This is a genomic window from Streptomyces kebangsaanensis (genome assembly GCF_001906585.1).
GTDB classification, from domain to species: Bacteria; Actinomycetota; Actinomycetes; order Streptomycetales; family Streptomycetaceae; genus Streptomyces; species Streptomyces kebangsaanensis.
The window spans coordinates 179411-197880 of sequence record NZ_JUJA01000167.1 but is presented as its reverse complement, the minus strand read 5'-3'; the positions used below and the strand labels follow the sequence as shown (position 1 = coordinate 197880).

Sequence of the window (18470 nt, the reverse complement as noted above, 5' to 3'; positions counted from 1 at the left end):
GACACCAGGGGGACGAGGGGCGATGACGGCCGAGCTGGTGCGGGGGCAGAACCACCCGCTCTCCGAGGTCCGCCTGGAGATCCGGATCTCGGCCGGCAGTCCGGTCGTGGCCGCGGCCACGCTCGGCGACGACAGCGGCAGAGTGCGGGGCGCCGAGTGGGTGGTCCACCCCGGCGCTCCCGTGCTGCCCGGCCTGGAGGTCTCCCGCCAGGCCGCCGCCGACCACCGGCTCGCCGTCGACCTGGCCGCCATGCCCGGGGCGGTGCACCGCGTCGGCGTCCTGCTCGCCCTGCCCACCGCGGGCGGCGGCCCGGTCCGCTTCGGCGCGGTCCCCGCCCCCTTCGTCGCCGTCACGGCCCTGGACGGCACCGAACTCGCCACCTACACGATCACCGGCCTGGACGCGGAGTCCGCCGTGATCGCCCTGGAGCTCTACCGCCGGCAGGACGCCTGGAAAGTACGTGCGGTGGGCCAGGGCTACGCCGGTGGCCTCCCCGAACTCCTCACCGACCAGCACCTGCCCGAGCCCCACCGCCTGGCGACCGCCGTGGAGGAAGCGGTGGCCCAGGGCCTGTCCCGCTCCATAGCACCGCCCCCCGCACCCCGTGCGCAGCACGGCGACCGTCCCGACCGTCCCGGCCACGTGCCGACGCAGCCCGTGGCTTCCTACGGCGGCTCCGGAAACCCGGCTCCCACGGGTGGCCCGGTCGACTACCACCACCCACGGCGGCAGAGCGCGCCGCCGCCCGCGCCCGGAGAGCCGGCGCCGCAGCCGGCCGGTCCGGGCACCCCCGGTGACCCGGCCCCCGCGGCCGTGCCCCCGTCCTCCGCGCCCACGGGCGGCCCGGTCGACTACCGCCACCCGGGGCGGCAGGACGCGCCCGCGCAGCCCGTGGCCCCCGTCGCCGGGGACGCGACCGGGTGGTCCATGGACGAGCGGCTCTACAACCAGGTGTGGGGCATGTTCGAGGACCTGGCGCGGACCACGGCCGCCTACCGCAGCGCCGTGGACTTCGCCGAGTCGCGGCTGGAGAAGGAGATCGACCAGGTACTGGCCGACCCGCGCAGCCGCGTCGGCGGGCGGGCCGAGGCCGCCCGGGAGGCGGCCCGGGCCAAGCACGCGCAGCTCGTCGACCAGGCCAGGGCGGCCTTCGACCGCGACCTGGACCAGCTCACCGCCGAGTCCGAGGTCGTCGAACCGGCGCTGCCACCGGCGTACGCCCGCTGGGACAACCCGGTCTGGCACGGCTACCGGGTGCCGATGGAGATACCCATGGCCGTACGCCTCGGGGACCTGCACCTGCCGGAGGACCCGTCCCTGCGCATCCCCATGCTGGTCCGGCTGCCGCTGCAGCGCGGACTGTGGATCGACAGCGGCTGTCGGCCGTCCGTGTCCGACGACGAGCCGTTCGCCGACGAGGACGAGGTGCGCCGCCTGGCGACGGAGACGGCCGTGGCCCACGCGGCCCGGCTGCTCGCCGTACACCCGCCCGGCGAGTTCGGCGTCCACGTCATCGACCCGGCCGGATCCGGGGCGCGGGCCCTCGCGCCCCTGGTGGACACGGGCGTCCTCGCGGGACCGCCCGCGGCCGGCGCCGCCGGGGTCGCGGACGCCCTGGGCCGGCTCACCCAGCGGGTCGACCTGGTGCAGATGGCCGTGCGCGGGGGCGCCCCCGACGCGCTGCCCCCCGGCCTCGACACCTCCGAGCAGCTGCTGATCGTCAACGACTTCCCGCACGGATTCGACGACCGCGCCGTGACCCAGCTGCGCTACCTCGCCGACGAGGGCCCGGCCGTGGGCGTCCATCTGATGATGGTCGCCGACCGCGAGGACGCCGCCGCCTACGGACCTTTGCTCGACCCGCTGTGGCGTTCCCTGCTGCGACTGACCCCGGTGCCCGACGACCACCTCGCCGACCCCTGGGTCGGGCACGCCTGGACGTACGAGCCGCCGGTGGTTCCGCAGGACAGCCAGGTGCTCCAGCTGGTGCTCACCCAGGTCGCGACGGCCCGCCGCGACTGGAACCGCTGACCAGGACGCGAGACGCCCAAGGAACGGTAAAGCAGTCTGAGCTGCGCTTTTGAAACTTCCTTGGTCTACGGCTTTACCATTCTTTGGGGGATCGGTTACAGTTTCTTCGTACGGAGGGGAGTATTCCCTACCTGTTGCGGCGTCCCGTCAGTACGGATCCGGAAGGATCCCGGGGCGTCGGCCCGCTGGGTCCCGGCGCCTCACGCGCCCGGCCGCACGGGTGGAAGAGACCTCCGGCAGTAGGACGCCAAGTCATTTGCAAGCGACGCACCTGCCGGAGGCACTGTGGATGTTTCCCTGACCCTGTGGGTCCTGACCATCGTGGGCCTGGGCGCCCTGATCTCGGTCGACTTCTTCATCGGCCGCAAGCCGCATGACGTGTCGATCAAAGAAGCCGGGATCTGGACCGTCGTCTGGGTCGCGCTCGCCTGTCTCTTCGGTCTCGGCCTGTTCGTCTTCAGCGGCGGCCGACCGGCCGGCGAGTTCTTCGCGGGCTTCATCACCGAGAAGTCGCTGAGCGTCGACAACCTCTTCGTCTTCGTCCTGATCATGGCGAAGTTCGCCGTGCCGTCGAAGTACCAGCAGCGGGTACTGCTGGTCGGCGTCCTCATAGCCCTGGTGCTGCGGGCCGTCTTCATCGCCGCCGGAGCCGCGATCATCGCGAGCTTCTCGTGGGTGTTCTACCTCTTCGGCGCCTTCCTGATCTGGACCGCCTGGAAGCTCATCCAGGAGGCCCGCTCCGGCGGGGACGACGAGGAGGAGTTCGAGGAGAACAGGCTGCTCAAGGCGGCCGAGCGCCGCTTCGGTGTGGCCGACCGCTACCACGGCACCAAGCTGTGGATCCGGCAGAACGGCAAACGCGTGATGACGCCGATGCTGGTCGTGATGCTCGCGATCGGCACCACCGACATCCTGTTCGCCCTCGACTCCATTCCCGCGATCTTCGGCCTGACCAAGGACCCGTACATCGTCTTCACCGCCAACGCCTTCGCCCTGATGGGTCTCCGGCAGCTGTACTTCCTGATAGGCGGCCTGCTGAAGAAGCTGGTCCACCTGTCCTACGGGCTGTCGGTGATCCTCGGCTTCATCGGCGTCAAGCTGGTGCTGCACGCGCTGCACGAGTCCGGCGTCGACGTCCCGGAGATCAGCATCCCGGTCTCCCTGGGCGTGATCTGTGCCGTCCTGGCCGTCACCACGGTCACCAGCCTGATCGCCGCCAGGAAACAGGCCGAGGTGGAGGAGGTGCCGGAACATCACGACGACGCGAAGGACCGTGTGAATGCTTGACCAAAAGGACGACGCACCAGCGTGCACCTCGCATGCGAAGGACCCGGGACCCTGCAAGGATCGAAGCGTGATCCCGCGACTCAGGGGCTTCCTCTTGGCGCAGTGGACGACCATTGTGCCGGTGCTCGCGGTCGTCCTCCTGGTCCTCACCTGGGGCCGTTCCCTGCCCGGTGGGGGCGTCGCGCTGCTGACCCTGGTCCTGGCCGGCTCGGTCCTGGCCGCGGTGCACCACGCCGAGGTCGTCGCCCACCGGGTGGGCGAGCCCTTCGGCTCCCTGATCCTCGCGGTCGCCGTCACGGTCATCGAGGTCGCGCTCATCGTGACCTTGATGATCGACGGCGGTGACAAGAGCGCCACGCTCGCCCGCGACACCGTGTTCGCCGCGGTGATGATCACCTGCAACGGCATCGTCGGTCTGAGCCTGCTCGTCGGCTCGCTGCGCCACAAGGTCGCCATCTTCAACCCCGAGGGCTCCGGCGCGGCCCTCGCGACGGTCGCCACCCTGGCCACCCTCTGCCTCGTGCTGCCGACCTTCACCACCAGCAAGCCCGGACCGGAGTACTCCTCGGCCCAGCTCATCTTCGCCGCGCTGGCCTCCCTGGTGCTCTACGGCCTGTTCGTCACGACCCAGACCGTGCGCCACCGCTCGTACTTCCTCCCTCTGACCCGCCAGGGCGAGGTCATCTCGGCCCCGGAGCACATCGAAATGCCCACCAACCGGGCCGCTCTCACCAGCCTGGCACTGCTCGGCCTGGCCCTCGTGGGCGTCGTCGGCCTGGCCAAGGGCGTGTCACCCACCATCGAGACCGCCATCGACAGCGCCGGCCTGCCGCACGCCGTGGTGGGCGTGCTCATCGCGCTGCTCATCCTGCTGCCGGAGACGATCGCCGCGGTGCGCGCCGCCCGCCGCGACAGGGTGCAGATCAGCCTCAATCTCGGGCTCGGCTCGGCGATGGCCAGCATCGGCCTTACCATCCCCACGGTGGCGATCGCGTCGATCTGGCTGCCCGGGCCTCTGGTCCTGGGCCTCGGCGCCACCCACATGGTGCTGCTCGCGCTGACCATCGGTGTCGGCATCCTCACCGTGGTCCCGGGACGGGCCACCCCCTTGCAGGGCGGTGTCCATCTGGTGCTGCTGGCCGCCTATCTGGAACTGGCGATCAATCCGTAGCGGCGGACGGGCCTCCGGTGCCGCGTGATAGACCTCCACCGAAGCGCCGATCTCACCGGAGGCCCGACATGACCCGTCCCGCCCACACCCTCGCGACCGCGCCCATCATGGTCCTCAACGGGCCCAACCTGAACCTCCTGGGCCGGCGCCAGCCGGAGATCTACGGCTCCGACACGCTCGCGGACGTCGAGGCACTGTGCGCCAAGGCGGCGGCCGCGCACGGCGGCACGGTCGACTTCCGCCAGTCCAACCACGAGGGAGAGCTGGTCGACTGGATCCACGAGGCCCGGCTGAACCACTGCGGGATCGTCATCAACCCCGCCGCCTACTCGCACACCTCCGTGGCGATCCTGGACGCCCTCAACACCTGCGACGGGCTGCCGGTGGTGGAGGTCCACATCTCCAACATCCACCAGCGCGAGCAGTTCCGGCACCACTCCTACGTCTCGCTGCGCGCCGACGGCGTCATCGCCGGGTGCGGGACGCAGGGGTACGCCTTCGCGGTGGAGCGGGTGGCGGCCCTGGCCGGCGCGGGGCGGGCGGACACGTAGGCCGGGGCCGCCGGCCGAGGGCGGGGGACGAGGACCGGCGGCCCGTACCGCGCAGGAGCCGTCGTCCTGTGCGGGGCCACGGTCAGTCGACCGCGCATCACGGTGAAGGACCAGCGGGTGCGCACCACCGGCGCGTGCGAAGGGTTCACACGGGGTGCGAGAGGGCGCCCGTGCCCTGGCTCACCACCCGCGCTCACCACCCGCGCGCGTGCCACTCCGGAAGGTGCGGGCGCTCCGCGCCCAGCGTCGTGTCGTTGCCGTGGCCCGGGTACACCCACGTCTCGTCCGGGAGCACGTCGAAGATCTTCGTCTCGACGTCGTGGATGAGACGCGCGAACGCCTTCGGGTTCTTGTGGGTGTTGCCCACGCCGCCGGGGAAGAGGCAGTCCCCGGTGAACACGTGCGGGTGCCCGTGCGGGTCGTCGTAGACCAGCGCGATCGAGCCCTGCGTGTGGCCGACGAGGTGGCGTGCGGTGAGCTCCACCCGTCCCACCCGGATCGTGTCGCCGTCGTCGACGAGGACGTCGGTCGGCACGGGGATGCCCTCGGCGTCCTCCCGGCCCGCGTACGTACGCGCGCGCGTGGCCGCCGCTACCTCCGCCAGCGCCTGCCAGTGGTCGGCGTGCCGGTGGGTCGTGACGACCGAGGCGATGCCGTCGTCGCCGATCATGCCGAGCAGCGTGTGCGCGTCGTTCGCCGCGTCGATCAGCAGCTGCTCGTCGGTGGCCCGGCAGCGCAGCAGATAGGCGTTGTTGTCCATCGGGCCGACCGCGATCTTGGTGATCATCAGGTCCTTCAGCTCGTGCACGTCCGCCGGGCCGCCGACCCGCACCTCTCCGCTGTACGTCATGGTCGTCAGCCTATAGCGGGGGAGCGGCCCGGGGGCTGTGCACGAGCCGCATGTGCACGGGCTACAGCGGGGGAAGCGCCGGAAGCGCGCCGCCCGTCACCTTCAGGGCGGATCCGTCGCGGCGCCCCGCGAGCCAGCCGAGCAGGTCCGCCCGGCCCCCCGTGACGGTGACGGCGGGCGCGTCCGCCTCCTGACCCGTGTCCCATGCGCGGGTGCCGTCCGTCAGCCGGGTGGGCGGCACGTCCGGGTGCCCGGCGAACCGCTGGGCCAGGAACTCGACCTCCCGCTCGACGAACTCCGCCGGCAGGTCCTCCAGCTCGTAGCCGGTCCCCAGGTCCACGTGGTGGAGTTCCACCTCCACCCAGCGCCGGAACGGCACCCGGGACGCGGAGTCGGTGACGCCGTTGCGCAGCTCCACGGTGCGGGACCAGTCCGCGGGCCCGGCCGCCGTCCGCTGGAAGCGGGCCGCGCTCTCGCGTACGTCGGCGAGCTGCACGTCGAGGGGGCGCGGGGCGTCCCGCTCGATGTCGGCCTCCCGGGCCTCGGCGGAGGCGTACATGGGGCGCCCCTCGAAGACGTTCACCAGCGCGTCCGCGTTGCGGGCCAGGTGGGCCAGGATGTGGCCCCGGGTCCAGCCGGGCAGCCGTGACTGCTCGGTCACAGCTGCGTTGTCCAAGGTGCCGACCGCGGTCAGCAGTCGCTCGGTTGCGTCCTGTAGGGATGCCAGGTCGCGCGCGTGATCAATCATGGCGCCGACCTTAGCCGGGTCACACCATCGGGTGAAGACGGCAGACCACACCCGTAAATCGAATGCACGTGCTATAGGGTCGGGTGCGGCATCGGGCATGCCGGAGGGCCGGACGTTGTTGAGTATCCGGGCGCATCCGGGAATCCCGCCCGGCGTTGTCAGTGGCTCCCCCTACTCTGAAGAAACACGGGGGCCCCGCCCCTGTCACTTCTCTCAAGAAAGGTGCGGACCGGCGTGGCCGACCGTCTCATCGTCCGTGGCGCGCGCGAGCACAACCTGAAGAACGTCTCGCTCGACCTGCCCCGGGACTCGCTCATCGTCTTCACGGGCCTGTCCGGGTCGGGCAAGTCCTCCCTGGCCTTCGACACCATCTTCGCCGAGGGCCAGCGGCGCTACGTGGAGTCGCTCTCCTCGTACGCCCGCCAGTTCCTCGGCCAGATGGACAAGCCGGACGTCGACTTCATCGAGGGCCTGTCCCCGGCGGTCTCCATCGACCAGAAGTCGACCTCGCGCAACCCGCGCTCGACGGTCGGCACCATCACCGAGGTCTACGACTACCTGCGCCTGCTCTTCGCCCGCATCGGCAAGCCGCACTGCCCGGAGTGCGCCCGCCCGACCTCCCGGCAGTCGCCGCAGGCCATCGTCGACAAGGTCCTGGAGCTGCCGGAGGGAAGCCGCTTCCAGGTGCTCTCGCCGCTGGTGCGCGAGCGCAAGGGCGAGTTCGTCGACCTCTTCGCCGACCTGCAGACCAAGGGCTACTCCCGCGCGCGCGTGGACGGCGGGACCATCCAGCTCTCGAACCCGCCCACGCTGAAGAAGCAGGAGAAGCACACCATCGAGGTGGTCGTCGACCGCCTCACCGTCAAGGGCAGCGCCAAGCGCCGTCTCACCGACTCCGTCGAGACCGCCCTCGGCCTGTCGGGCGGCATGGTCGTGCTCGACTTCGTCGACCTGCCCGAGGACGATCCCGAGCGCGAGCGCATGTACTCGGAGCACCTGTACTGCCCGTACGACGACCTGTCCTTCGAGGAGCTGGAGCCCCGCTCCTTCTCCTTCAACTCGCCCTTCGGCGCCTGCCCCGAGTGCACCGGCATCGGCACGCGGATGGAGGTCGACCCCGAACTGATCGTCCCCGACGAGGAGAAGACCCTCGACGAGGGCGCCATCCACCCCTGGTCGCACGGGCACACCAAGGAGTACTTCGGCCGGCTGGTCGGCGCCCTCGCCGACGCCCTCGGCTTCCGCACCGACATCCCCTTCGCGGGCCTGCCCCAGCGCGCCAGGAAGGCCCTGCTGCACGGCCACAAGACGCAGATCGAGGTCCGCTACCGCAACCGGTACGGGCGCGAGCGCGTCTACACCACGCCCTTCGAGGGCGCCATCCCCTTCGTCAAGCGCCGCCACAGCGAGGCCGAGAGCGACGCGAGCCGCGAGCGCTTCGAGGGCTACATGCGCGAGGTGCCCTGCCCCGGCTGCGCGGGCACGCGCCTGAAGCCGGTCGTCCTCGCGGTCACGCTCATGGGCAAGTCGATCGCCGAGATCTCCGCGATGTCGATCAGCGACTGCGCCGACTTCCTGCGCGAGCTGAAGCTGGACGCCCGCGACAAGAAGATCGCCGAGCGCGTGCTCAAGGAGGTCAACGAGCGGCTGCGCTTCCTGGTCGACGTCGGCCTGGACTACCTCTCGCTGAACCGCGCGGCCGGCACGCTCTCCGGCGGCGAGGCCCAGCGCATCCGCCTGGCCACCCAGATCGGCTCCGGCCTCGTCGGCGTGCTGTACGTCCTGGACGAGCCGTCCATCGGCCTGCACCAGCGCGACAACCACCGGCTGATCGAGACCCTGGTCCGGCTGCGCGACATGGGCAACACGCTCATCGTCGTCGAGCACGACGAGGACACCATCAAGACCGCCGACTGGATCGTCGACATCGGCCCCGGAGCGGGCGAGCACGGCGGCAAGGTCGTGCACAGCGGCTCCCTGAAGGAGCTGCTGGCCAACGCCGAGTCGCACACCGGCCAGTACCTGTCGGGTGAGAGGTCCATCCCGGTGCCCGACGTCCGGCGCCCCCGCGACCCCTCCCGGAAGCTCACCGTGCACGGCGCCCGCGAGAACAACCTCAAGGACATCGACGTGTCCTTCCCGCTGGGCGTCTTCACGGCCGTCACCGGCGTCTCCGGCTCCGGCAAGTCCACCCTGGTCAACGACATCCTCTACACGCACCTGGCCCGCGAGCTCAACGGCGCGCGGAACGTGCCCGGCCGGCACACGCGCGTGGACGGCGACGACCTCGTCGACAAGGTGGTGCACGTCGACCAGTCGCCCATCGGACGCACCCCGCGGTCCAACCCGGCGACGTACACCGGGGTGTTCGACCACATCCGCAAGCTGTTCGCCGAGACCACCGAGGCGAAGGTCCGCGGCTACCTGCCCGGCCGCTTCTCCTTCAACGTCAAGGGCGGCCGCTGCGAGAACTGCGCGGGCGACGGCACCATCAAGATCGAGATGAACTTCCTCCCGGACGTCTACGTCCCGTGCGAGGTCTGCCACGGCGCCCGGTACAACCGGGAGACCCTGGAGGTCCACTACAAGGGCAAGTCCATCGCCGACGTGCTGAACATGCCGATCGAGGAGGCGACCGAGTTCTTCGAGGCGGTCCCGGCGATCTCCCGCCACCTCAAGACGCTCAAGGACGTCGGCCTCGGCTACGTCCGGCTCGGCCAGTCCGCGACCACCCTGTCCGGTGGTGAGGCACAGCGCGTGAAGCTCGCCAGCGAGCTGCAGCGCCGCTCCACCGGACGCACCGTCTACGTCCTGGACGAGCCCACCACCGGCCTGCACTTCGAGGACATCAGCAAGCTGCTCAAGGTGCTCTCCGGCCTGGTGGACAAGGGCAACACGGTCATCGTCATCGAGCACAACCTCGACGTGATCAAGACCGCCGACTGGGTCGTCGACATGGGCCCCGAGGGCGGCGCCGGCGGCGGCCTGGTCGTCGCCGAAGGCACGCCCGAGCAGGTGGCCGGCGTCCCCGCCAGCCACACCGGGAAGTTCCTGCGCGAGATCCTGAGGCCGGACAGCATCAGCGACGCAGCGTCCTCGGCCGAGGCCAACGGCAGCACGACGACGAAGAAGGCCGCACCCGCCAGGAGGACGACCCGGGCCCGCAAGGCCTGAGCCACCGCCCGGACGGGGCCGCTACGGCTCGCCGACCTCCGCCGCGTACGGCGGCTCGGCGCCCGCGCGCGAGCAGGTGACCGCCGCCGCGCGGGCCGCGAACCGCAGCAGCCCCGTCCAGTCCGAGGCGTCCAGCCCGGCCAGGCCCTCGGGGGAGAGGACGTCCCGCACGGACAGCGCGTGCAGCAGCGCCGCGTTCACGGTGTCGCCCGCGCCGATGGTGTCCACGACGTCGACCTTCTCGCCCGGCACGGAGTGCACGGCGCCGTCCTTCGTGAACGCGGTCAGCCCGTCGCCCCCGTGGGTGATCACCACGGCCGACGGTCCGGCGGCCAGCCACGCGCGCGGAGTGCCGCCCAGCCACCGCGCGTCCTCCTCGGACAGCTTCAGCAGCGACACCGAGGGCAGCCAGCTCGCGAAGCGGGCCCGGTAGGCGTCCGCGTCCGCGATCAGACCGGGCCGGACGTTCGGGTCCAGCGCGGTGAACACGCCCCGCCCGGCCGCGCTCCGCATCAGCTCCTCGTACGCGCTCGCACCCGGCTCCAGGACCAGCGAACAGGTGCCGAAGGACACCGCGCGGGTCCCGGCGGGCAGCTCCGCGGGCGCCGTGAACAGGCGGTCGGCGGTGCCCTCGACGTAGAACGAGTACGCGGCCGAGCCGTCGGCGCCGACCGTGGCGACCGCCAGCGTGCTCGGCTCGGTGCCGCGCTGCACACCCGAGACGTCCACCCCGGCCCGCCGCAGCCCGTCGAGCAGCGCCTCACCGAAGGCGTCGTACGACAGGCGGGAGCAGAAGGCCGTACGGGAACCGAGACGGCCCAGCGCGACGGCCGTGTTGTACGGACCGCCGCCGAGCGCCGGTCCGAGGTCGGCGAGGGCGCCCGTGCCCCGCGGTACCAGGTCGATAAGGGCCTCACCGGCGACAACGATCACGAGTCGGTTCCTTTCGGCAGCTCGGGCCGGGAAGCTATCCCATCGCGCGCCGGAGGTAAACGCCGGGTCCACGCATCAGCACCGGGACGACCCGCCCCCGCCCGCATGGGCGCCGGTGGGTATGGTCGGCGTGTCCGGCCCTTTGACCAGTGGAGACCCTTATGTCCGGCCGCCCCTCCGCGAGCCGCCGCACCGTTCTGCGCGGAGCGGCCCTCACCCCCGTCGCCGCGCTCGGGCTCACCGCCTGCGACCCGGGCGGCACGTACGCTCCCGCCACGCCCACCGCACCGGTCGACCTCGGTGCCGAGAGCGAGGTCCCCAAGGGCGGCGCCAAGCTCTACCGGGACCACAACGTGGTGGTCAGCCGGGACGACGACGGCACCCTGAAGGCGTTCAGCTCGCTCTGCACGCACGCGCAGTGCCCGATCAACAAGCTCGAGGGGACGAGGCTGATCTGCCCCTGCCACGGCAGCGAGTTCGACGCCACCACCGGCCAGGTGACGCGGTCCCCCGCGTCCGTCCCGCTGCCCGAGGTGCCCGTACGCGCGCAGGGCGGCAAGCTCGTCGTCGGGCCCGACGCCTGACGGCCGGCAGCCGTCCCCGGTCCGGCCCGCTCACTCCCAGTCCCAGCCGATCCCCACGATCCCCGACCGCACCCGCGCCTCCACGAGGTGGACCGAACGGTGCCGCGCGCTCACCGGCAGCTCCTGGCGGCCACCGCGCGGAGCCGCCGCCGAGGCCTGCGTGAACCGGTGGCAGCGAACCGGCAGGACACCGCCGGCGAACCGCACCTGAAGGGCGTACTGTCCGCCGGCCGAGTCGAACTCCCGGACGCACTCGCGTGCCACACCCGCGGTGCCGTCCTCGACGCCGTACCGGAACAGGAACGTGTCACCGGCCCGCAGCCGGGTGTCGAAGAGCAGCTCGGCCACCAGCACCCCGGTGCCGTGGTGCCGCCGTATCCGCCCCGTACGGCAGTTCTCCAGGGCGCGCACGGTCATCCGCTCCGGCGCGCACCCCGGGTCGCCGTGGTGGACGGCCACGAAGCGGTCCACACCGTCCCGGTGCGCGCGCACGATGTGCTGGGACTCGCGCTCGGCGAGCTCCCGGCACGCCCCGATCCGCACCCGCTCGTGATGGCCCAGCGTGTGCAGACCGCCGCCGGGCGGACAGTCCAGCTCGGCCAGCAGCCCGCGCAGCACGTCCGACGCCTCCACCAGGGAGCGGTAGGAACGCCCCCCGGGCCGCCGCGCGTCCGGACGCTCCTCGGCCTCGGTCAGCAGCCGGATCAGCGACTCGTCCGGCAACCGCAGGATCTCCTCCAGGGCCCGTACGGCCCGCAGCGACTCCGGCCGCTGCGGGCGCCGCGCGCCCTGCTGCCAGTAGCTCAGACTGGTGACCCCGACCCTGACCCCGTAGCGCGACAGATGGTGCTGCACGCGCTGCAACGGCAGTCCACGGGCGGCGATCGCGGCGCGCAGCGCCACGTGGAAGGGGCCGCCGCGCAGGGCCGTGTCCAGTTCGGCGGTCGCGATGTCCGCCTGCTGCGGGGCGTACGGCATGCACGGGCCTTTCTGTGAGGGTGCGGACGGCTGGTCGGACCGTTCCGCGGGTCCCCGGGGCCACCCCCGCACGCGGGCACGGGTGTCCTCACCTCCGTACGCCGCCGTCGACGGCCCCGAGTTCCCCCGCATTGAAGCGTGTTGACCAAGCCCCGACAACACCTGAGACCGACAGTCGCGCACTCCTGGCCGAGTCCGCACCCCCCGCCGGGCGGGCCGGGAGCGGTCGGCACAGCGGACCCGCCGCTGTGTCGGTGCCCGACAGTAGGGTGTGAGACATGGCCGACCCCTCCAGCTACCGCCCCAGGCCGGGAGACATCCCGGACTCTCCCGGGGTCTACAGGTTCCGTGACGAGCACCGCCGGGTGATCTACGTCGGAAAGGCCAAGAGCCTGCGCCAGCGCCTGGCCAACTACTTCCAGGACCTGGCGAACCTCCACCCGCGCACCCGCACCATGGTCACCACCGCGGCGTCCGTGGAGTGGACCGTGGTGTCCACGGAGGTCGAGGCGCTGCAGCTGGAGTACTCCTGGATCAAGGAGTACGACCCCCGGTTCAACGTCAAGTACCGCGACGACAAGAGCTATCCGTACCTCGCGGTGACGATGAACGAGGAGTTCCCGCGCGTACAGGTGATGCGCGGCCACAAGAAGAAGGGCGTGCGCTACTTCGGGCCGTACGTGCACGCGTGGGCCATCCGCGACACCGTCGACCTGCTGCTGCGCGTCTTCCCGGTGCGCACCTGCTCGGCCGGCGTCTTCAAGAACGCCGCCCGCACCGGCCGCCCCTGCCTGCTCGGCTACATCGGCAAGTGCTCCGCGCCCTGCGTCGGCCGTGTCTCCGCCGAGGACCACCGGGAGCTGGCCGAGGAGTTCAGCGACTTCATGGCCGGCCGCACGGGCACCTACCTGCGCCGCCTGGAGAAGGAGATGACGGCGGCGGCCGAGGAGATGGAGTACGAGCGGGCCGCCCGCCTGCGCGACGACATCGGGGCCCTGAAGAAGGCCATGGAGAAGAACGCGGTCGTGCTCGCCGACGCGACCGACGCCGACCTCGTCGCCGTCGCCGAGGACGAACTGGAGGCCGCCGTACAGATCTTCCACGTGCGCGGCGGACGCGTGCGCGGCCAGCGCGGCTGGGTGACCGACAAGGTGGAGGACGTCACCACAGGCGCCCTCGTCGAGCACGCCCTGCAGCAGCTGTACGGCGAGGAGAGCGGGGACGCCGTGCCCAAGGAGGTCCTCGTCCCGGCCCTGCCCGACCCGGCCGAGCCGGTCCAGCAGTGGCTCACCGACCGCCGCGGGTCGAACGTCTCGCTGCGCGTCCCGCAGCGCGGCGACAAGAAGGCCCTGATGGAGACCGTGCAGCGCAACGCCCTGCAGGCGCTCGCCCTGCACAAGACCAGGCGCGCCTCGGACCTGACCACGCGCTCGCGTGCCCTGGAGGAGATCGCCGAGGCCCTCGGCCTGGACAGCGCCCCCCTGCGGATCGAGTGCTACGACATCTCCCACCTCCAGGGCGACGACGTGGTGGCCTCCATGGTCGTCTTCGAGGACGGACTGCAGCGCAAGGGCGAGTACCGCCGCTTCCAGATCCGCGGCTTCGAGGGGCAGGACGACGTCCGCTCCATGCACGAGGTGATCACCCGCCGCTTCAAGCGGTACCTCGCGGAGAAAGAGAGGACCGGTGAGTGGACCGACGGCGAGGACGCCCTCGCCGACGGCTCGCCGGGCGCGCTCACGGAGGACGACGGGCGCCCCAGACGCTTCGCCTACCCGCCCCAGCTCGTCGTCGTCGACGGCGGCCGGCCCCAGGTCACCGCCGCCCGGCGGGCCCTGGACGAACTCGGCATCGACGACATCGCCGTGTGCGGGCTGGCCAAGCGCCTGGAGGAGGTCTGGCTGCCCGGCGAGGACGATCCGGTGGTCCTGCCCCGCAGCAGCGAGGGCCTGTACCTGCTGCAGCGCGTGCGCGACGAGGCCCACCGGTTCGCGATCACCTACCAGCGCACCCGGCGGGCCAAGCGCTTCCGGGCCGGGCCCCTGGACGACGTGCCAGGCCTCGGCGAGACGCGCAAACAGGCGCTGATCAAGCATTTCGGATCGGTGAAGCGGCTGCGGTCCGCGACAATCGACCAGATCCGCGAGGTGCCCGGCATAGGACACAAGACGGCCGAGACGATCGCCGCGGCCCTCGCCCAGGCGGCCCCGGCAGGACCTGCCGTCAACACGGCGACGGGAGAGATCATGGAAGACGTGGAGGAAGCGCCGCTCCAGGCGACGACGAGCGACGCGGGGGAGCCCGTGACCACGGGTGTCCCGGACGACCGACGGGGGCAGGAGACATGACCGAGCACGAGGCACGGCGGACCGCCGAGCGAGATCAGGCCCACGAGGGGACGCGCGCCGGGCAGCGGAGGCGCGCGGTCCAGGAAGACGGAGCACAGGTGAGTATCGACACGGCCGGCGTCCCCGACGCGGCCATTCCCGAGCTGGTGATCATCACCGGCATGTCCGGGGCCGGCCGGTCCACGGCCGCCAAGTGTCTGGAGGACCTCGGCTGGTTCGTCGTCGACAACCTGCCGCCGGCGCTGATCAACACCATGGTGGAGCTCGGCGCCCGCTCGCAGGGCAACGTGGCCCGGATCGCGGTCGTCGTCGACGTCCGCGGCCGCCGCTTCTTCGACGCCCTGCGGGAGTCCCTGGCCGACCTGGAGGCCAAGAACGTCACGCGGCGGATCGTTTTCCTGGAGTCCTCCGACGAAGCCCTGGTGCGCCGCTTCGAGTCGGTGCGCCGGCCCCACCCGCTCCAGGGCGACGGCCGCATCGTCGACGGCATCGCCGCCGAGCGGGAGCTGCTGCGGGAGCTGCGCGGCGACGCCGACCTGGTGATCGACACCTCCAGCCTCAACGTGCACGAGCTGCGCGCCAAGATGGACGCCCAGTTCGCCGGCGAGGAGGAGCCCGAGCTGCGGGCCACGGTGATGTCCTTCGGCTTCAAGTACGGCCTGCCGGTCGACGCCGACCTGGTCGCGGACATGCGGTTCCTGCCCAACCCGCACTGGGTGCCCGAACTGCGCCCGTACACCGGGCTGAACGACGAGGTCGCCGCGTACGTCTTCAACCAGCCCGGCGCCAAGGAGTTCCTCGACCGCTACGCCGAGCTGCTGCGGCTGATCGCGGCCGGCTACCGCCGCGAGGGCAAGCGGTACGTGACCATCGCCATCGGCTGCACGGGCGGCAAGCACCGCTCGGTGGCCATGTCCGAGAAGCTGGCCGCGCGGCTCGCGGCCGAGGGAGTGGAGACCGTCGTCGTCCACCGGGACGTGGGGCGGGAGTGACCGGAAGACGTGCTCCGCGGCTGGGCGGACTGGGCGGGCTGCGCCGGGTGGCGCCGGGCGGGCGTACGGCGCGTCGGGCGACCGCCGCGCACGCCGGGCGCACCGGCGAGGCCCGGGGGGCGCGGGCGCGCCGGCGCGGTGCCCAGCCGAAGGTGGTCGCGCTCGGCGGCGGCATGGGCCTGTCCGCCTCGCTCGCCGCGCTGCGCCGGATCACCGGCGACCTCACCGCCGTCGTCACCGTGGCCGACGACGGCGGCTCCAGCGGGCGCCTGCGCGACGAGCTGGGGGTGCTGCCGCCCGGTGACCTGCGCAAGGCGCTGGCCGCGCTGTGCGGTGACGACGACTGGGGGCAGACCTGGGCCCGGGTCATCCAGCACCGTTTCACCTCCCAGGGCGAGCTGCACGACCACGCGGTGGGCAACCTGCTGATCGTCGCCCTGTGGGAGCAGCTCGGCGACCATGTCCAGGCGCTGGACCTGGTGGGCATGCTGCTGGGCGCGCACGGGCGCGTGCTGCCCATGTCGGCCGTGCCCCTGGAGCTGCAGGCGCTGGTCAGGGGGCACGATCCGGAGCGGCCCGAGGACATCGATGTCGTCCGCGGCCAGGCCACGGTCGCGCTCACCCCCGGTGAGGTGCAGTCCGTACACCTCGTGCCGAACGACCCGCCCGCCGTGCCGGAGGCCGTGGAGGCGGTCCTGGACGCGGACTGGGTGGTGCTCGGGCCCGGCTCCTGGTTCTCCTCGGTCATCCCGCACCTGTTGGTGCCGGAACTGCTCGACGCGCTCATCGAGACCAAGGCCCGGCGGGTGCTGTCCCTGAACCTCGCGCCGCAGCCGGGGGAAACCGCCGGCTTCTCCCCGCAGCGTCATTTGGAGGTTTTGGGACGACACGCCCCTAAACTCGCCCTGGACGTGGTGCTGGCCGACGAGGCCGCCGTGCCCGACCGCGAAGACCTCAGCGAGGCCGCCGAGCGGTTCGGCGCCGCGGTCGAACTCGCGCCGGTGGCCCGGAGGGACGGAACTCCGCGGCACGACCCGGAGCTGCTGGCCGCCGCGTACGACCGTATTTTTCGGATGCATGGAAGGATCGGCCCATGGCGATGACGGCAGCGGTGAAGGACGAGATCTCCCGGCTTCCCGTCACCCGGACCTGCTGCAGAAAGGCGGAGGTCTCCGCCCTTCTGCGGTTCGCCGGCGGCCTCCACCTGGTCAGCGGGCGCATCGTGATCGAGGCGGAGCTGGACACCGCCATGGCGGCGCGGCGTCTGAAGCGGGACATCCTGGAGATCTTCGGTCACGGCTCCGAGCTGATCGTGATGGCACCGGGCGGGCTGCGCCGCGGCTCGCGCTACGTGGTGCGGGTCGTCGCGGGCGGCGACCAGCTGGCCCGCCAGACCGGGCTGGTCGACGGGCGGGGCCGCCCGATCCGCGGCCTGCCGCCGCAGGTGGTCTCGGGGGCCACCTGCGATGCCGAGGCCGCCTGGCGCGGAGCGTTCCTGGCCCACGGCTCGCTCACCGAGCCGGGCCGGTCCTCCTCCCTGGAGGTGACCTGCCCCGGCCCGGAGGCCGCGCTCGCCCTGGTGGGCGCCGCCCGCCGGCTGTCCATCGCGGCGAAGGCCCGCGAGGTGCGCGGCGTCGACCGGGTCGTCGTCCGTGACGGTGACGCGATCGGCGCCCTGCTGACGCGCCTGGGGGCCCACGAGTCCGTGCTGGCCTGGGAGGAGCGGCGGATGCGCCGCGAGGTCCGCGCCACGGCCAACCGCCTCGCCAACTTCGACGACGCCAACCTGCGCCGCTCGGCCCGCGCCGCCGTCGCGGCCGGCGCGCGTGTGCAGCGCGCCCTGGAGATCCTCGGCGACGACGTCCCCGAGCACCTCGCCGCCGCGGGCCGTCTGCGCATGGAGCACAAGCAGGCCTCCCTGGAAGAGCTCGGCGCCCTCGCCGACCCCCCGCTGACCAAGGACGCGGTCGCGGGCCGCATCCGCCGCCTCCTCGCCATGGCCGACAAGCGGGCCTCCGACCTCGGCATCCCGGGCACCGAGGCCAACCTCGCGGAGGACTTGGCGGACAACCTGGCCGGCTGACCCGGTCCGCCCGAACTGCCGCGCGAACGGGCCCGGTCGGCAAGGGCCTGACCACCTGACCGACAGGAACCCGACCGGCCCCGACCGGGCGGCAGAGGCTGACTGACGGGGCTGGTCGTCAAGGGGCGGCCGAGCCGGGCCGACCGAGCGGCCACGCGAACGGGGTCGGTGGACAGAGGCCGGCCGGCAGGGCCGGGCCGACGCCGGCCGGGTTGAGCGTGGCCGGTCGATCCGGTCGGGCGGCAGCGGCCGTCCGACAGCAGCCGGGCGACGTGGCGCTGAGGCGTGGGCGTCGTCGGAGGGCGGTGCCCCGCCGGCGTCGCTGTCGATGCCTTCGCCCGGGGACCGGGTGCGCGTGGCCACCCCGCTCGCGGGTACACCCCGCTCGGTGTGCTCAGGGGGCGCCGACAGCTGACACCGACCAGTCGGTACGGTCCGGTCGGCGACCGTCGTCGACCCGGTGACGGCGGTGCTCGGGCGGGGGACATTCCGGACTTGATGGTGTCCGGATTGCCGGATTTCACAAGTGAGCCGCCGAGGGCACGGATGAGTGATCAACGGGGGCAATTGGTATGGGTATTCCGTAGTGAAACGGGGTGATCCGGGCGCCCGTGCCGGGGGGTCCGTGAGTCCATCGGCGGATATGGGACACCGTGCCGTCTTGATGTCACTACGGAGGTCCCGGAGGGGTAGGGTCGGGGGTGGTCGGGGACATCCCATACAGCTCGCCGGTGTCGAA

At 72.1% G+C, this 18470-nt stretch carries 14 protein-coding genes; 10 read left to right on the top strand and 4 right to left on the bottom strand.

All coding sequences use genetic code 11. The features are described from left to right. Nucleotides 1–22: 22 nt before the first annotated feature. The 4 genes from RH94_RS35680 (at nt 23) to aroQ (ending at nt 5041) form a co-directional block, all read left to right on the top strand. Nucleotides 23–2032: a TerD family protein gene (locus RH94_RS35680; RefSeq protein ID WP_073952444.1), complete on the top strand. Its 2010-nt coding sequence runs from the start codon at nt 23–25 to the stop codon at nt 2030–2032. A 285-nt stretch (nt 2033–2317) separates the two neighbouring features. Then, nucleotides 2318–3319 (top strand): TerC family protein, encoded by a 1002-nt coding sequence (locus tag RH94_RS35675; RefSeq protein ID WP_073952443.1) that lies wholly within the window; start codon nt 2318–2320, stop codon nt 3317–3319. A 67-nt stretch (nt 3320–3386) separates the two neighbouring features. Then, entirely contained in the window at nt 3387–4490 is a 1104-nt protein-coding gene (locus RH94_RS35670) for a calcium:proton antiporter (RefSeq protein WP_073952442.1), read from the top strand. A 68-nt stretch (nt 4491–4558) separates the two neighbouring features. Then, the gene (aroQ, locus tag RH94_RS35665; protein WP_073952441.1) at nt 4559–5041 is read left to right on the top strand and encodes a type II 3-dehydroquinate dehydratase; all 483 of its coding nucleotides are present in this window, start codon (nt 4559–4561) and stop codon (nt 5039–5041) included. A gap of 193 nt (nt 5042–5234) precedes the next feature. Here the strand turns inward: aroQ and RH94_RS35660 are convergent, their stop codons facing one another. Together RH94_RS35660 and RH94_RS35655 are read right to left on the bottom strand one after the other, a co-directional pair. Continuing rightward, entirely contained in the window at nt 5235–5891 is a 657-nt protein-coding gene (locus tag RH94_RS35660) for an MBL fold metallo-hydrolase (RefSeq protein WP_073952440.1), read from the bottom strand. A gap of 61 nt (nt 5892–5952) precedes the next feature. Then, the gene (locus RH94_RS35655) at nt 5953–6639 is read right to left on the bottom strand and encodes a maleylpyruvate isomerase family mycothiol-dependent enzyme (RefSeq protein ID WP_073952439.1); all 687 of its coding nucleotides are present in this window, start codon (nt 6637–6639) and stop codon (nt 5953–5955) included. A 234-nt stretch (nt 6640–6873) separates the two neighbouring features. Between RH94_RS35655 and uvrA the strand changes: the two genes are divergently transcribed. Further along, on the top strand, nt 6874–9813 hold the full coding sequence (uvrA, locus tag RH94_RS35650) for an excinuclease ABC subunit UvrA (RefSeq protein WP_073952438.1): 2940 nt from the start codon (nt 6874–6876) through the stop codon (nt 9811–9813). Nucleotides 9814–9834: 21 nt separating this feature from the next. Here the strand turns inward: uvrA and RH94_RS35645 are convergent, their stop codons facing one another. Next, nucleotides 9835–10746, bottom strand: coding sequence for a carbohydrate kinase family protein (locus tag RH94_RS35645; protein ID WP_073952437.1), 912 nt, complete (start codon nt 10744–10746; stop codon nt 9835–9837). 161 nt (nt 10747–10907) lie between these two features. Between RH94_RS35645 and RH94_RS35640 the strand changes: the two genes are divergently transcribed. Beyond that, on the top strand, nt 10908–11330 hold the full coding sequence (locus RH94_RS35640; RefSeq protein ID WP_073952436.1) for a Rieske (2Fe-2S) protein: 423 nt from the start codon (nt 10908–10910) through the stop codon (nt 11328–11330). Nucleotides 11331–11360: 30 nt separating this feature from the next. Here RH94_RS35640 and RH94_RS35635 read toward each other — a convergent pair whose 3' ends face one another. Beyond that, nucleotides 11361–12308: a hypothetical protein gene (locus RH94_RS35635; RefSeq protein WP_073952435.1), complete on the bottom strand. Its 948-nt coding sequence runs from the start codon at nt 12306–12308 to the stop codon at nt 11361–11363. Nucleotides 12309–12586: 278 nt separating this feature from the next. Between RH94_RS35635 and uvrC the strand changes: the two genes are divergently transcribed. Genes uvrC through whiA form a run of 4 tightly spaced genes read left to right on the top strand, consistent with a single transcriptional unit; the run spans nt 12587 to nt 17731 of the window. Next, nucleotides 12587–14656: an excinuclease ABC subunit UvrC gene (uvrC, locus tag RH94_RS35630; RefSeq protein WP_073952434.1), complete on the top strand. Its 2070-nt coding sequence runs from the start codon at nt 12587–12589 to the stop codon at nt 14654–14656. After that, entirely contained in the window at nt 14653–15648 is a 996-nt protein-coding gene (rapZ, locus tag RH94_RS35625; RefSeq protein WP_073952433.1) for an RNase adapter RapZ, read from the top strand. The genes uvrC and rapZ overlap by 4 nt, the downstream gene beginning before the upstream one ends. Then, nucleotides 15645–16751 carry a gluconeogenesis factor YvcK family protein gene (locus tag RH94_RS35620; RefSeq protein ID WP_107428902.1) on the top strand — a complete coding sequence of 369 codons (1107 nt, stop codon included), beginning with the start codon at nt 15645–15647 and terminating at the stop codon, nt 16749–16751. Before rapZ ends, RH94_RS35620 begins: the two co-directional genes overlap by 4 nt. Then, complete coding sequence (whiA, locus tag RH94_RS35615; RefSeq protein ID WP_073952432.1) at nt 16742–17731, top strand: DNA-binding protein WhiA; 990 nt, start codon at nt 16742–16744, stop codon at nt 17729–17731. The genes RH94_RS35620 and whiA overlap by 10 nt, the downstream gene beginning before the upstream one ends. Nucleotides 17732–18470 lie beyond the last annotated feature (739 nt).